The sequence below is a fragment of the Micromonospora sp. CNZ303 genome, from assembly GCF_004345505.1.
This window is the reverse complement of record NZ_SLVT01000002.1, coordinates 386,377-401,904: the sequence shown is the minus strand read 5'-3', so window position 1 is coordinate 401,904 and position 15,528 is coordinate 386,377. Positions and strand designations below refer to the sequence as shown.

Here is a 15,528-nt window from a genome sequence, read left to right as displayed (position 1 = left end):
ATCAGATTTTTCCTCATAACACAGCGACGAAGATCATCACGGCGCGGTGCCCCCTCGGTGTGACCTCCAACACTGTGGAGGGCTAGAGTACGCGAGTTGTCAGCAAGTGATCCATCCCGCGGCCAGCGGGAACGGTTGTTCATCGCTGGTCCGGCCGGGGTGGAGTGGCGCGCGCTTGCGACTCCGCATCCAGGCGCCGGGTCGGTGCGTCTCCACCGGCCGGCGCGAGCGTTCGGTACAGGAGGACACAGATGTCCGACACCTTGGCCGCCGAGGGCGGCGGGATCTCCCTCACCGGAAACAACGTCACGTACGTCGTCATCGCCGCGGTCATCGCGCTGGTGGCGCTCGCCTTCGCCGGCGCGCTGACGAAGGCCGTACTGGCCGCCGGCAAGGGCACCAACAAAATGCAGGAGATCTCCGGCGCGGTCCAGGAGGGCGCCTCGGCCTACCTGCTCCGGCAGTTCCGGACCCTGGCGATCTTCGTGGTCATCGCCGTGGTGCTGCTCTTCCTGCTGCCGGTGCACGGCACCGACGGCAGCGAAGTGGCGGTGAAGATCGGCCGGTCCGTCTTCTTCGTCGTGGGCGCGCTGTTCAGCGCGTTCATCGGCGGCGCCGGCATGTGGCTGGCCACCCGCGCCAACCTGCGGGTCGCCGCCGCCGCCCGGGAGCGCGAAGGCGGCCGGGAGGCCGCGATGAAGATCGCCTTCCGCACCGGTGGCGTGGTCGGCTTCCTCACCGTCGGCCTCGGCCTCTTCGGCGCCGCGCTGGTCGTGCTGTTCTACCGCAGCGACGCGCCGACCGTGCTGGAGGGCTTCGGCTTCGGCGCCGCGCTGCTCGCCATGTTCATGCGGGTCGGCGGCGGCATCTTCACCAAGGCCGCCGACGTCGGCGCCGACCTGGTCGGCAAGGTCGAGCAGGGCATCCCCGAGGACGACCCGCGCAACGCCGCCACCATCGCCGACAACGTGGGCGACAACGTCGGTGACTGCGCCGGCATGGCCGCCGACCTCTTCGAGTCGTACGCGGTCACCCTGGTCGCCGCGCTGATCCTCGGCCGCGCCGCCTTCGGCGAGCAGGGCCTGGTCTTCCCGCTGATCGTCTCCACCATCGGCGTGCTCATCGCGATCGTCGGCGTCTTCGTCACCCGGCTGCGCGCCTCCGACCGCAACGCCCTGACCGCGATCAACCGGGCCTTCTACATCTCGGCGGTGCTCTCCGCGGTGCTGGTGGCGATCGCCACGTATGCGTACCTGCCGGCCACCTTCGCCGAGCTGGAGGGCGGGCTGACCGACCTCGACGAGAACCCGCGGGTGGTCGCCATCGGCGCGGTCGTCATCGGCATCGTGCTGGCGGCGGCGATCCAGGCGCTGACCGGCTACTTCACCGAGACCAACCGGCGCCCGGTGCAGGACATCGGCAAGAGCTCCCAGACGGGCGCCGCCACCGTCATCCTCGCCGGCATCAGCATCGGCCTGGAGTCGGCGGTCTACTCGGCGCTGCTCATCGGTGCCGGCGTGTTCGGTGCGTTCCTGCTCGGCGGCAGCTCCATCACGCTGTCCCTGTTCGCCGTGGCGATGGCCGGCATCGGCCTGCTCACCACGGTCGGCGTGATCGTCGCCATGGACACCTTCGGCCCGATCTCCGACAACGCCCAGGGCATCGCCGAGATGTCCGGTGACATCGACGAGCACGGCGCCCGGACGCTCACCGAGCTCGACGCGGTCGGCAACACCACCAAGGCGATCACCAAGGGCATCGCGATCGCCACGGCGGTGCTCGCCGCTACGGCGCTGTTCGGCTCGTACACCGACACGCTGCGCACCGCGTACTCGGACGCCGGGGTGGGTGACGTTGGCACCGAGATCCTCAACTCGCTGAACGTGGCGAACCCGCGCAACCTGGTCGGCCTGATCATCGGCGCGGCGGTGGTGTTCCTCTTCTCCGGCCTGGCCATCAACGCGGTCTCCCGCTCGGCGGGCGCGGTCGTGATGGAGGTACGCCGGCAGTTCCGCGAGCTGCCCGGCATCATGGACGGCACCCAGCGCCCCGAGTACGGCAAGGTCGTCGACATCTGCACCCGGGACGCGCAGCGCGAGCTGATGACCCCCGGTCTGCTCGCCATCCTCGCGCCGATCGCGGTGGGCTTCGGCCTCGGGCCGGGCGCGCTGGCGGCGTACCTGGCCGGTGCGATCGGCGCCGGCACGCTGATGGCGGTCTTCCTGTCCAACTCCGGCGGCGCCTGGGACAACGCCAAGAAGCTCGTCGAGGACGGCGCGTACGGCGGCAAGGGCTCCGAGTCGCACGCCGCCACGGTCATCGGCGACACCGTCGGCGACCCGTTCAAGGACACCGCCGGCCCGGCGATCAACCCGCTGATCAAGGTGATGAACCTGGTCTCGCTGCTGATCGCGCCGGCCGTGGTGGCCTGGAGCGTGGGTGACGAGCGGAACACCGCCCTGCGGGTGGGGATCGCCGTGGCAGCGACGCTGATCATCGCCGCGGCGGTGGTGTTCAGCAAGCGCAAGGGCGTGGCCATGTCCGACGCCGACTCCGGCACGGGCGCGGGCAGCCCGGACCAGCGGCCCGAGACGGTCAACGCCTGATCCGTCCGGCATCGGAGGTCCCCGGTCGGCCCGCGCGGTCGGCCGGGGACCACCCCGTGCCACCCGGCAAACCTGTCCGGTGCCCGGACTCGACAGAGGCCGTACGCTGCAACGCATGCGCACGTGCCGGGCGGCAGCCGCCGGAAAGCTCACGGTGGTCCTGGCCACGCTCGTTCTCGTGCTCGCCGGATGCGGCGGCGGCCCCAACTCCCGGTCGTGGGCGGCGTCGGTCTGCTCCGCGCTCACCCCGTGGCGGGCCGAGATCAGCAAGCTGACCAGCAGCACCGACCAGCAGATGACCGCCCAGACCACCCCGGCGCAGGCGAAGGAGAACCTGGTGCGGCTCTTCGGCGGCGCGGAGCAGGCCAGCGAGACCGCCCGGCGCAAGGTCGAGGAGGCCGGCGTCCCGGACGCCGAGCGCGGCGAGGAGGTCTCGGCGGGCTTCCAGGCCTCGCTGGCGAAGGTGCGCGACGCGTACGGCAGGGCCCGCGACACCATCGACGGGCTGGGCACCGGCCAGCCCACCGTCTTCTACGACGGCGTCCGGGCCGCCGTGGACACCCTGAACAAGGAGTACGACGCCAGCGCGCTCGACACCAGCCAGCTCAACTCCGAGGAGTTGAAACGCGCCTTCGACGAGGTGCCGGAGTGTCGCTGAGCGGGACCGGTGACCCGTCGGGCGGCGAAGTGCTGCCGGTGCTCTTCCCGGCCCCCACGGACCGGGTCGCGCCGGTCGCCCGCCGACCCGTACCGCCCCCGCCGGCCGACGCCGACGAGTCCGCCCGGCAGCTGACCTTCTTCGGCGCGGAGGCGGCGGACCCGTCCATCGCCGATCTCGCCGGGCTGCTGGCCGGCCCGGGCGAGGCGGTCCGGATGGGCGGCACGGCCCGGCTCTCGATCGTGGTCGACGCGGCCTGGCGGGTGCACGTCCTCGTCGCCGAGCTGGCGCTGCGCGGGGTGGCGGCCACCTGGGAGGCGACCGCCGACGGGCGGCACGCGGTGCGCACCTCGTACGCCCGCACGCTGAAGCCGCTCGCGGCGGCCTGGCTGCGCGGTACGGGCAAGCGCCCGCCCGCCGGCTTCCACCTCAACGGGCGGCGGCTGCGGCTCTGGCTCGCCGCGGCGGGGGCCGCCGAGCCGTCCGGCTTCCTGCTCCGGCTCGGCGCCGCCGACGAGGAGTGCTGGGGGCCGGTCGGCGGGGCGCTCGACGCGGTCGGCCTGGCCGGGGCGCTGCTCGGGCCCGGCGAGGGCGGGCCCGCGTACCGGATCACCGGCCGGCGGCGGCTCGCCCGCCTGTCCGAGCTGGTGGGCGACCCGCCGCCCGCCGCCCCCGCGACCGACTGGCCGGCCCGCTCCTGACCGCCCGCCGGCGCCCGCCTCGTCGCGCCGGTCGGGCCTGTCCGATGAGGGACAACAAGTGCGCAATTTCGCGGAAAACAGCCGGGTGACGCCTCGGCCGAGGGTCCGCCATCGTCACAGTGTCCCGCCCGGCGGCACACGCACGGTGTACGGTGGCGCCGTCCGGCACGCCCCGCCGCCGGCGGAGAAAGAGGCCGCCCCGCCGGGACGGTTTGCCGCCCGCGAAACCCGAAACGCGGGCGGCGCGTTACGTTGGACATCCGGGCCGCCGGGGGTCGGCGGGCCGAAAGTGGCCCCGAACCGGGCGCCGGTGGCTGCGAGCAGGAGTGAGGTCGGGGAGAGACGTGCCGAGCAACGCTGGAACCACCCGTCTGGTCATCGTCGAGTCACCGGCGAAGGCCAAGACGATCTCGGGCTATCTCGGCCCGGGGTACGTCGTGGAGGCCAGCTTCGGCCACGTCCGGGACCTCCCGCGCAACGCCGCCGACGTGCCGGCCAAGTACAAGGGCGAGTCGTGGGCCCGGCTCGGGGTGGACGTCGACAACGGCTTCCACGCTCTCTACGTGGTCTCCGCCGACCGCAAGCAGCAGATCAGCAAGCTGGTGAAGCTGGCCAAGGAGGTCGACGAGATCTTCCTGGCGACGGATGAGGACCGCGAGGGCGAGGCGATCGCCTGGCACCTGGTGGAGACGCTCAAGCCGAAGGTGCCAGTCAAGCGGATGGTCTTCCACGAGATCACCAAGCCGGCCATCCAGGCCGCGGTGGCCAACCCCCGCGAGATCGACCGGGACCTGGTCGACGCCCAGGAGGCCCGGCGCATCCTCGACCGCCTCTACGGCTACGAGGTCTCGCCCGTGCTGTGGAAGAAGGTCATGCCGAAGCTCTCGGCGGGCCGGGTGCAGTCCGTGGCGACGCGGATCGTGGTGGAGCGCGAGCGGCAGCGGATGGCCTTCCGCACGGCGGAGTACTGGGACATTCTGGCCACCCTGGCCGTGGCGGACGCCGGCGAGGGGCCCCGCAACTTCAACGCCACCCTGGTCGCGCTGAACGGCGACCGGATCGCCACCGGCAAGGACTTCGAGCCGACCACCGGCCGGGTGAAGGCCGGCGCGGGCGTGGTGCACCTCGACGCCGGCGGCGCCCGGGGCCTCGCGGCCCGCTTGGAGGGCCGGCCGTTCACCGTCACCCGGGTCGAGGAGAAGCCCTACCGCCGCCGCCCGTACGCGCCGTTCATCACCTCGACCCTCCAGCAGGAGGCGGCCCGCAAGCTGCGGTTCTCGTCGCAGCAGACGATGCGCACCGCGCAGCGGCTCTACGAGAACGGCTACATCACCTACATGCGTACCGACTCGGTGAACCTGTCGGAGACCGCCATCGCGGCGGCCCGCCGGCAGATCGTCGAGCTGTACGGCGAGCGCAGCGTGCCGCCGGAGCCGCGCCGTTACACCGGCAAGGTGAAGAACGCGCAGGAGGCGCACGAGGCGATCCGCCCGGCGGGGGACAACTTCCGCACCCCGGGCGACGTGGCCAAGGAGCTCTCCGCCGAGGAGTTCAAGCTCTACGAGCTGATCTGGCGGCGCACCATCGCCTCGCAGATGACCGACGCCGTCGGCTCCAGCGTCTCGGTGCGCATCCGCGCCGTCTCCTCCGCCCAGGAGGAGGCCGACTTCGGCGCGACCGGCAAGACCATCACCGACCCGGGCTTCCTGCGGGCGTACGTCGAGTCCAGCGACGACGAGAACGCCGAGGCCGAGGACGCCGAGCGTCGCCTGCCCAACCTGGTCAAGGGCCAGCCGCTCACCGCTGACGAGCTGGCCGCGCAGGGCCACCACACCCAGCCACCGTCGCGCTACACCGAGGCGTCGCTGGTGAAGGCACTGGAGGAGCTGGGCATCGGCCGCCCGTCGACGTACGCGTCGATCATGCAGACGATCCAGGACCGCGGTTACGTGACCAAGCGCGGCCAGGCGATGATCCCGACCTTCCTGGCCTTCGCCGTGATCGGCCTGCTGGAGCGGCACTACCCGCGCCTGATCGACTACGACTTCACCGCCAGCATGGAGAACGAGCTGGACGAGATCGCCGGTGGCGACCACGCCGCCGTCGACTTCCTCACCGCGTTCTACTTCGGCAGCGCCAACGGCGCCGGTGACCAGGACATCGCCCGCTCGGGCGGGCTGAAGAAGCTGGTCACCGAGAACCTCAACGAGATCGACGCGCGCAGCGTCAACTCGATCCCGCTGTTCACCGACGACGAGGGCCGCGAGGTCGTCGTGCGGGTGGGCCGCTACGGGCCGTACCTCCAGCGGGCGGTGCCGGGCGAGCAGCAGGCGCCGGCCGCCGAGGGCGAGGAGGGCGGCGGTCAGGGCGACCGGGCCCCGATCCCCGAGGGGCTGGCGCCGGACGAACTGACCCCGGAGAAGGTGCACGAGCTGTTCCTCGGCGGCGGGGGCGAGCGCAAGCTCGGCGACGACCCGGCCACCGGTGAGCCGATCCTGCTCAAGTCGGGCCGCTTCGGCCCGTACGTGGCCAGCGGCGAGCGCAAGTCGTCGCTGCTGCGCTCGCAGTCGCCGGACTCGCTGACCTTCGACGAGGCGCTGAAGCTGCTCAGCCTGCCCCGGCTGATCGGGGTGGCCCCGGACGGCACCGAGGTCCTCGCGAACAACGGCCGCTACGGCCCGTACGTCAAGCAGGGTGACGAGTTCCGCTCGCTGGACTCCGAAGAGAAGATGTTCACCGTCACGCTGGACGAGGCGCTGGCTCTGCTGGCCGCCCCGAAGGCCCGCCAGCGCCGGGCCGCCGCGCCGCCGCTGCGGGAGATGGGCGTCGACCCGCTGACGGAGAAGCCGTTGGTCATCAAGGACGGCCGGTTCGGCCCGTACGTCACCGACGGCGAGACGAACGCGTCGCTGCGGCGCGGCCAGACCCCGGAGGCGTTGACCATCGAGGAGGCCTCCGAGATGCTCGCCGAGAAGCGGGCGAAGGGACCGGCGCCGAAGAAGAAGGCCGCCGCGAAGAAGGCGCCCGCCAAGAAGGCCACGGCGGCGAAGAAGACGGCTGCGGCGAGCAAGTCGACGGCGGCGAAGAAGACCACGACGGCCAAGGCCACCACCGCCAGGAAGACCCCGGCGAAGAAGGCGGCCCCCCGAAAGGCCACCACCAGCCCCGACTGACACCCGGCTCGCTCGCCGGCTGGCGGTCGCCGCAAGAGATCTTGGCAGGTCCAGGCCCCTCGAAGGGCCACCGTCTGCCAAGATCTTTTGCGTTGTCCACAGGGGCGGCGCGTGGCGGTGCCGCGTGGGCAGGGTGGAGGGCGTGAGACCGCGCTTCACGCAATCCCCGGCGGCCCTGGGCCGGGCGGTGCCTGGCGACGACGCCGACGAGTTGACCTGGCTGCTCTTTCGGCAGGACGAGGTGATCAGCCTCGACCAGGCGCTGCGACACCTGTCCCACAAGGCGATCCGGCACCGGGTGACCAGCAGACGGTGGCGACACGTCCACCGTGCCGTCTTCGTGGCCCACAACGGGCCGATCGGTCCCGCCCAGCTCCGGTGGATCGCGGTGCTGGCTGCCGGGCCGGGCGCGGTGCTCGGTGGGCTCACCGCCGCCCAGGCGGGAGGGCTGCGCGGTTTCTCGGACCTGGCGATCCACCTCCTGCTGCCGGCTGGCCGGCGGCGAGAGCTGCCGCAACGAGTGGTGGCGCACCGGACGACCCATCTGCCGGAGCGGGACGTGCTCGCGGTCGGGCAGCCACGTCGGACGATGCCCGCCCGGTCGGTCGTGGACGCGGCGCAGTGGGCGCGTACCGACGCGGAGGCCCGGGCGATCGTCGCGGCAGGCTTCCAGCAACGGATCGTGTGCGAGGAGGAGTTGCGCGAGGTCCTCGACCGGATGCCGCGGTTGCGTCGCCGGAAACTGATCCTGAGCGTCGCCACGGACGCGGGCGGCGGGGCGCACTCCCTGGCCGAGTTGGACTTCCTGACTCTGACGCGCCGCGCCGCGCTGCCCGAACCCACTCGGCAGAAGATCAGGTACGACGCCACAGGACGGCGCCGCTACCTCGACGCGTACTTCGAGGAGTGGAGGGTGCACGTCGAGATCGACGGCGGTCAGCATCTCGACCCGCGTGCGGCCTGGGCCGACATGCGCCGTCAGAACGACCTGTGGGCCGACGGGGATCGCGTCCTCCGATTCCCGTCCTGGGCCCTCCGCGCCCACCCGGCCGAGGTCATCGCCCAACTCCGTACGGCACTGCGCAGAGCGGGCTGGCCGGGCTGACGCACGCAGCGAGATCTTGGCAGCTCCCAGCCCCTCCAGGGGCCGCCTCTTGCCAAGATCGCGGCGCTCGCTCTCGCGAGCGGCGCTCGCCCGCAGGCGGCGGCCGAGTGGGGTCGGGTGGGGGTGGGTCAGCCGAGGATTCGGGTGAGGTGGGGGTTGGTGAAGAGGTGGTGGGGGTCCAGGCGGGCGCGTAGCGCCTGGAAGTCGGCCCAGCGGGGGTAGGCCGTCGCGAGCGACTCCGCGTCGCGCCAGTGCAGCTTGCCCCAGTGGGGCCGGCCGCCCAGGCTCGCGGCGACCTGCTCGAAGGCCCGGAAGTACGGCTCGTACGGCATGCCGACGAACTGGTGGACGGCCACGTACGCCGACTCGCGCCCGTAGCCGTGGGAGAGCCAGATGTCGTCGGCGGCGGTGAAGCGCACCTCGACCGGGAAGAGCACCTTGAACGGCAGCCCGTCGACGATCCGCCGCAGCGCGTCGAGCGCCTCGGGCAGGGCGTCGCGCGGCAGGGCGTACTCCATCTCCATGAAGCGGACCCGGCGCGGGGTGCAGAAGACCTGGTCGGAGCGGCCGGTGTAGCGGCGTTCGGTGAGCGCGCGGGCGGAGACGGCGCTGATGCCGCGGGCGAGCGCCGGCACGGCGCGGCCGAGCCGGCAGGCCCCGGCGAAGACGGTGTTGGACAGGAACTCGTCGTCCAGCCAGCCGCGCCACCGGGGCAGTGGCCGGTCGTCGTCGGGCACCCGGTCGTTGGCCTTGACCTGCACGCGGGCGGTGTACGGGAACCAGTAGAACTCGACGTGGTCGTGCCTGTCGATCAGCTCGGGCAGCTCGTCGAGCACGGCCGCCAGCGGCGCCGGTCGCTCGTGGGCGCGCAGCACGAAGGCGTCCACGCAGCGCAGGGTCACCTCGACGAGCACCCCGAGCGCGCCCAGCGACACCCGGGCGGCGGCGAAGACGTCGGGGTGCTCGTCGGCGGAGCAGCGCAGCACCTCGCCGGTGCCGGTGACGAGGGTGAGCGCCTCGACGAACGTCGACAGGCAGCCGTAGGCGGCGCCGGTGCCGTGGGTGCCGGTGGAGATCGCGCCGGCGATCGTCTGCGCGTCGATGTCGCCCAGGTTGGGTAGTGCCAGGCCGTGTGCGGCGAGCAGTTCGTTGAGTGCGCGCAGGGTGATCCCGGCCGGTACGGTGACCAGTCGACGGTCGGCGTCGACGCGTACCCCGGTGTCCAGGTGGGTCAGTTCCATGCGTCGTCCGTCGGTGATCGCGACGCCGGTGAAGGAGTGGCCGCTGCCCACCGCCCGGATCCGGTCCCCGGCCGTCGCGGCGGCGCGGACGGCCTCGGTGACGTCGGCGAGGGATGCGGGGCGCAGGATGGTGGTGGCGGTGGCGCGTTGGTTGCCGGCCCAGTTGGACCAGGCTGCCAGGGTGGGCGGTGCGGTACCGGCCATGCGCACTCCTCCACATGAATGTGAACTGACTTCATATCAGCAACGTTGTCGCAGGTAAATACCGCAATCGAGGTTTGCTCGTTGTACCGGTAGTCACGAACCCGTGACGTGCAGATATGTTCATCCGTCGAAGGGGGGTGGCGAGTGTCCACACCAGCCGCCACAGCCGGGCCGCTGCGCCGCGTACCGGTGCAGGGTCGAAGTGTCGCACGGGTCCAGCGGATGCTGGACGCCTGTGCAGAACTCGTCGACGAGGTGGGGTACGAGGGTCTGACCACGACCCTGCTCGCCGAGCGTGCCGAGGTGGCGATCGGGTCGGTCTACCAGTTCTTCCCGGACAAGCGGGCGATCGTGCAGGCGCTGACCCTGCGCACGATGGAGTCCTACCTCCAGCGGCTCGACGAGCGGTTCGCCTCCGACGACCTGACCCACTGGTGGGACGGGGTCGACGCGGGCATCGACGAGTACATCACGATGCACCGCACCGTTCCGGGCTTCCGTACCCTGCACTTCGGCGACGTGGTCGACCTGCATCTGCTCGACGAGCAGCGGGACAACAACGGCGTGATCGCGGACCAGTTGGCCCGCGTACTCGCCGAGCGCTTCGGGCTCGACGTCCCCGACCTCCGGTTCCACCTGGAGATCGCCGTGGAGGCGGCCGACGCGCTGATCAAGTTGGCGTTCCGCCGGCTGCCCGAGGGCGACGACCGGGTCCTGGTCGAGGCGAAGGCGCTGATCCGGGAGTACCTGCACCGCCAGGTCGACGCCCCGGCCGAGGCCAACCAGTCCGGCTGACCAGGGCCGCGCCGGCACCCGGACCGGGCGGGGCCGGCCCGGGGTGCGCCGGGCGCGTGGATCAGAGGAAGGCGTGGCCCTCACCCCGGTAGGTGGGCACGGTGGTCACGACCGCATCCCCCTCGACCAGGTGCAACTCGTTGACGTGCTCGCACAGCTCGCCGGCCTTCGCGTGCCGGAACCAGACCCGGTCGCCGACCCGCAGCGCGTCGGCCGCCGCGCCGGCCAGCGGGGTCTGCACCTCGCCGGCCCCCTCGGTGCCGATCAGCTTGAGGCCCGCCGGCAGCCACGGCCGGGGCAGCCGGCTGTCCTCGGCCGGGCCGGAGGCGGTCCAGCCGCCGCCGAGGACGGTGGCAAGGCCGGGCCCCGGGCGGCGGACCACCGCGCAGGCGAAGGCCGCCGCGGGGGTGGGGCGCCAGGCGCGGTACGCGTCGAACAGCGTCGGCCCGTACAGGCCCGATCCCGCGGTGACCTCGGTGACCGCGGGGTCGGCGCTGGTCGCGGCCACGCTGCCGGTGCCGCCGCCGTTGACGAACTCCAGGTCGGCGTGTTCGCGTACGGCGGCCACCGCCGCGCCCCGGCGGGCCAGCAGCTCGCGGTACGACCCGCGCTGGGCCAGCCGGATCGCGGAGCCGAGCACCGCCCGTCCGGGCGGCGCGTCGCCGAGGCCGGCGATCTGTGCCTCGTACGCCATCAGACCGACCAGCCGGAAGCCGGCGCGGGCCGCGACGGTGGCGGCGAGCGCGCCGGCGGCCCGGGCGCTGTGCACCGGCGAGCGGCGCACCCCGACGTGCACCCGCCCGCCCAGCGGTCGCCAGGAGGCGTCCAGGTCGAGGCAGACCCGCAGCTCGGGGCGGCGCCCGGGCGGGCACACGGCGTCGACGAGGTCGAGCTGGTCGGTGCCGTCGATCATCAGCGTGACGGCCGCGGCGAGCGCCGGGTCGGCGGCGAGCGCGGCGAGCGCCCCCCGGTCGGCCGTGGGGTACGCCACCAGCGCGTCGTCGGTCACGCCGGCGCGGACCAGCCAGAGCGCCTCGGGCAGGGTGAAGGCCATCACGCCCCGCCAGCCGGGACGCCCCAGCGCCCGGCCGATCAGGTCCCGGGCGCGGACCGACTTGCTGGCGATCCGGACCGGCTTGCCGGCGGCCCGTTCTGCCAGCGCGGCGGCGTTGCCGTCGAAGGCCGCGAGGTCGACGACGGCGTACGGCGGGTCGAGGTGCGCGGTCGCCCGGTCGAGGCGGTCACGAATTTTGTCGCTTTCGATGGCCACGTGTGCACGCTAACTGTCTGGGAGGCAATGCGAAATACCCTCGCGTCTGTCCGGGCTGCGGGCGGTGGCCGCGGCGGCCTAGGCTCGGCGAACAGGAGAATGTCGCGGCGGGGTGGGTCCCCGCCGGGTCTAGAGTGTTCCACCGGGACTGCCCAGCGATGGGCCGGCACGTGGAGGTACGGCCATCGAAAGCCAGTTCAACGGCGAGTCGCCCGGCGTGTCGTCGTCCTCGACCAAGCCCGGCGGCGCCGAGAAGCCCGGCCCGGACCACTCCGGCTACGCCGCCATCCGCTCGGTGCTGCGGATCACCCCGTTCCGCCGGCTCTGGATCGTGCTCGGCGCGGCCTCCTTCGGCGACTGGTTCGGCCTGCTCGCCACCAGCGTCTTCGCCGCCTCCCAGGTCGAGGGCAGCACCGCTCAGGGCGCCGCGTTCGGTGGCGTGATCGCCATCCGGCTGCTGCCGGCGCTGGTGCTCGGCCCGGTCGCCGGCGTGTTCGCCGACCGGTTCGACCGGCGCTGGACCATGGTCATCTGCGACGTGCTGCGCTTCCTGCTCTTCGCCTCGATCCCGCTGGTCGCGCTGCTCGGGGCGAGCGGGCCGGTCGTGGTCGGCTGGGCGGCGATCGCCACCTTCCTGATCGAGTCGATCACGCTGCTGTGGATCCCGGCCAAGGAGGCCGCGGTCCCCAACCTGATCCCGCGCGCCCGGCTGGAGGCCGCCAACCAGCTCACGCTGATCACCACGTACGGCCTCACCCCCATCCTCGCCGCGCTGATCCTCGCCGCGCTCGACGGCATCGTGCGGGGGGCCACCGGGGGCTCGACGCCGGACTGGGCCGCGCCGGCCGACCTGGCGCTCTGGTTCAACGCGTTCTCCCGGCTGGCCACCGCGCTGGTGGTGGCGTACGGCATCAAGGAGATCAGCCAGGGGCAGTCCGCCGAGACGGACCGCACCGAGCAGAGCATGATGCGCCAGTTCAAGGAGGGCTGGCGCTACATCGGCCAGACCCCGCTGGTCCGCGGCCTGGTGCTCGGCATCTTCGGCGCGTTCGCCGGCGGCGGCATCGTGATCGGCACCGCCAAGTTCTTCGCCACCTCGCTCGGCGCCGGTGACGCCGCCTTCTACCTGCTCTTCGGCGCCATCTTCGTCGGCCTCGCGCTCGGCATCGGGCTCGGCCCGATGATCGTCAAGGAGATGTCCCGGCGGCGTTGGTTCGGCATGAGCATCGTGCTGGCCAGCGCCTCGGTGATGGCCTTGGCCTTCGCCATCCACCTCTCCATGGCGATGGTCGGCGCGATCCTCGTCGGCGCGGGCGCCGGCATGGCCTTCCTCTCCGGCACCACCCTGCTCGGCGGGGAGATCGCCGACGAGGTGCGCGGCCGGGTCTTCGCGGTGGTGCAGATCGGCACCCGGCTGGTGCTGATCCTCGCGATCGGCCTCAGCAGTCTGCTCGCCGGCGTCGGCGGCTCGCGCCGGCTGGAGCTGGCCGACCTGGGCGTGTCGATCTCCTCGACCCGACTGCTGCTGCTCGCCGCCGGTGCCGCCGGCATCTTCGCCGGCATCAGCGCGTTCGGGCAGATGGACGACAAGAAGGGCGTTCCCGTCCTGGCCGACCTCTGGGGCTCGATCCGGGGCCGCCCGCTGATGCCGGCCGAGCCGTTCGTCTCCGCCGGCCTCTTCGTGGTCTTCGAGGGCGGCGAGGGCGCCGGCAAGTCCACCCAGCTCGCCGCGCTCGCCGAGCGGCTGCGCGGGCAGGGGCGCGACGTGGTGGTGACCCGCGAGCCGGGGGCCACCGCCGTCGGCGAGCGGATCCGGTCGCTGCTGCTCGGCGCGCCCGGCTCCGACGTACCGTCGCCGCGTGCCGAGGCGCTGCTCTACGCCGCCGACCGGGCGCACCACGTGGCCACCGTCGTCCGGCCGGCGCTCGTCCGGGGCGCGGTCGTGATCAGCGACCGGTACGTCGACTCGTCCCTGGCGTACCAGGGGGCGGGGCGGACGCTCCCCGTCGACGAGGTCTCCTGGCTCTCGTCGTGGGCCACCGGCGGGCTCAAGCCCGACCTGGTGGTGCTGCTGGACGTCGAACCGCACACCGGCCTGGCCCGGGTGGCGGCGCGCGCCGAGGCGGCCGACCACCTGGAGGCCGAGTCCGTCGCCTTCCACGAGCGGGTCCGCTACGCCTTCCTCGACCTCGCCGCCGCCGACCCGAAGCGCTACCTGGTGCTCGACGCGTCCCGCCCGGTCGAGGAGATCACCGGGCAGGTGACCCGGCGGGTCGAGGAGATGTTCGGCGCCCCCGGCGGCATCGTGCACCCGCGTCCCGCGCACGGGCCGGACACGTCGGTGCAGCCGGAGTTATCCGAATCGGAGCTGGTACCGATGGAGCACCGGACCTGATGCCCGACGTCTTCGCCGACCTGGTCGGGCAGGACGAGGCGGTCGACACGCTGCGCCGGGCCGCCGCCGCGGCGTCCGCCGTGCTGCGCGCCGCCGCCCCGCCCACGACCGACGCCGCCGGGGACGGGCTCGACGCGCTCGCCGACGAGTCCGACGGCGGTCCGCCGGCAGCCGCCGTCGACGCGGGGGCGGGGATGACGCACGCCTGGATCTTCACCGGGCCGCCCGGGTCGGGCCGGTCGGTGGCGGCGCGGGCCTTCGCCGCCGCCCTCCAGTGCGCGTACGGCACCGGCTGCGGCGGGTGCCCCGGCTGCCACACCACGATGACCGGCACCCACGCCGACGTCCGGATGGTGGTGCCGGACGGGCTCTCCATCGGCGTCAACGAGATGCGGGCGCTGGTGCTGCGCGCCGCCAGCACCCCGTCGGGCGGGCGCTGGCAGGTGGTGGTCATCGAAGACGCGGACCGGCTCACCGAGGCGGCCGGCAACGCGCTGCTCAAGGCCATCGAGGAGCCGCCGCCGCGGACGGTCTTCCTGCTCTGCGCCCCGTCGACCCATCCGGACGACATCTCGGTGACCATCCGGTCGCGCTGCCGGGTCGTACCGCTGGTGCAGCCGGCGCCGGAGGCGGTGGCCGAGGTGCTGGCGCGCCGCGACGGTGTCGCGCCCGACGTGGCGCGGTGGGCCGCGGCGGCGGCGCAGGGGCACGTGGGGCGGGCCCGCCGGCTGGCCCGCGACCCGGAGGCGCGCACGCGCCGGGAGGCCGTGCTCGCGGTGCCGCGCCGGCTGACCGGCGTGGGTGCCGCCTTCGACGCGGCGTCGGCGCTGATCGAGGCGGCCGAGGCGGAGGCCGAGGCGTCCGTGGCGGAGGCCGCCGCGGCCGAGCGGGCGGCGCTGGAGACCGCGCTCGGCGCCGGTGGCACCGGGCGGGGGGCGGCCGGTGCGATGCGGGGCGCCGCCGGGCAGCTGAAGGACCTGGAGAAGCGGCAGAAGTCCCGGGCCACCCGGGCGCAGCGGGACGCGCTGGACCGGGCGCTGGTCGACCTGGCCGGCTTCTACCGCGACGCGCTCACCATGGCGCTGCGTGCCCCCGTCGCGCCGGTGCACACGGACACCGCCGCGCTGGCCGGGGCGGGCGCGCAGAAGTGGGAGGCCGAGGGAGCGCTGCGCCGCCTGGAGGCGGTGCTGGAGTGCCGGGCGGCGATCGAGGCGAACGTCAAGCCCCGGATCGCCGTCGAGGCGATGATGCTCTCGCTCTGGAAGGGCTGAGCCCGCCGACCGATCCGCCCAAGCTGGGGCCTCGGCGGTCGACCCCGCCCCCGGGGTCCCGGCGGCCGGACCGGTTGTCCACAGGCATCGACAGGCGCAATTGCTGTGC

The 15,528-nt window shown here is 73.2% G+C and carries 10 protein-coding genes; 8 read left to right on the top strand and 2 right to left on the bottom strand.

The features are described 5' to 3' along the window. Positions 1-251 precede the first annotated feature (251 nt). From EV374_RS05185 to EV374_RS05165, 5 genes are all read left to right on the top strand, one after another. Entirely contained in the window at positions 252-2,606 is a 2,355-nt protein-coding gene (locus EV374_RS05185; RefSeq protein WP_132232052.1) for a sodium-translocating pyrophosphatase, read from the top strand. 115 nt (positions 2,607-2,721) lie between these two features. Beyond that, positions 2,722-3,264: a hypothetical protein gene (locus EV374_RS05180; RefSeq protein WP_132232050.1), complete on the top strand. Its 543-nt coding sequence runs from the start codon at positions 2,722-2,724 to the stop codon at positions 3,262-3,264. Next, positions 3,255-3,965 (top strand): hypothetical protein, encoded by a 711-nt coding sequence (locus EV374_RS05175; RefSeq protein WP_486485590.1) that lies wholly within the window; start codon positions 3,255-3,257, stop codon positions 3,963-3,965. Before EV374_RS05180 ends, EV374_RS05175 begins: the two co-directional genes overlap by 10 nt. 344 nt (positions 3,966-4,309) lie before the next feature. Continuing rightward, positions 4,310-7,138, top strand: a complete 2,829-nt coding sequence (topA, locus tag EV374_RS05170) for a type I DNA topoisomerase (protein ID WP_132232048.1) — start codon at positions 4,310-4,312, stop codon at positions 7,136-7,138. 142 nt (positions 7,139-7,280) lie between these two features. Then, positions 7,281-8,243, top strand: coding sequence for a DUF559 domain-containing protein (locus EV374_RS05165; protein ID WP_486485589.1), 963 nt, complete (start codon positions 7,281-7,283; stop codon positions 8,241-8,243). A 128-nt stretch (positions 8,244-8,371) separates the two neighbouring features. On the opposite strand, the gene EV374_RS05160 is transcribed toward EV374_RS05165, so the two are convergent. Beyond that, the gene (locus tag EV374_RS05160) at positions 8,372-9,688 is read right to left on the bottom strand and encodes a D-arabinono-1,4-lactone oxidase (RefSeq protein WP_132232046.1); all 1,317 of its coding nucleotides are present in this window, start codon (positions 9,686-9,688) and stop codon (positions 8,372-8,374) included. A gap of 222 nt (positions 9,689-9,910) precedes the next feature. Here EV374_RS05160 and EV374_RS05155 point away from each other — a divergent pair, with 222 nt between their 5' ends. Then, a complete protein-coding gene (locus tag EV374_RS05155) occupies positions 9,911-10,483 on the top strand; it encodes a TetR/AcrR family transcriptional regulator (RefSeq protein ID WP_132232438.1) in 573 nt (190 codons plus the stop codon). Positions 10,484-10,544: 61 nt separating this feature from the next. Here the strand turns inward: EV374_RS05155 and EV374_RS05150 are convergent, their stop codons facing one another. Next, positions 10,545-11,753 carry an alanine racemase gene (locus EV374_RS05150; RefSeq protein WP_132232044.1) on the bottom strand — a complete coding sequence of 403 codons (1,209 nt, stop codon included), beginning with the start codon at positions 11,751-11,753 and terminating at the stop codon, positions 10,545-10,547. A 331-nt stretch (positions 11,754-12,084) separates the two neighbouring features. Between EV374_RS05150 and tmk the strand changes: the two genes are divergently transcribed. Together tmk and EV374_RS05140 are read left to right on the top strand one after the other, a co-directional pair. Next, positions 12,085-14,148 (top strand): dTMP kinase, encoded by a 2,064-nt coding sequence (gene tmk / locus EV374_RS05145; RefSeq protein WP_486485606.1) that lies wholly within the window; start codon positions 12,085-12,087, stop codon positions 14,146-14,148. Then, complete coding sequence (locus EV374_RS05140) at positions 14,148-15,419, top strand: DNA polymerase III subunit delta' (RefSeq protein ID WP_132232042.1); 1,272 nt, start codon at positions 14,148-14,150, stop codon at positions 15,417-15,419. Before tmk ends, EV374_RS05140 begins: the two co-directional genes overlap by 1 nt. The last annotated feature ends 109 nt before the right edge of the window (positions 15,420-15,528 follow it).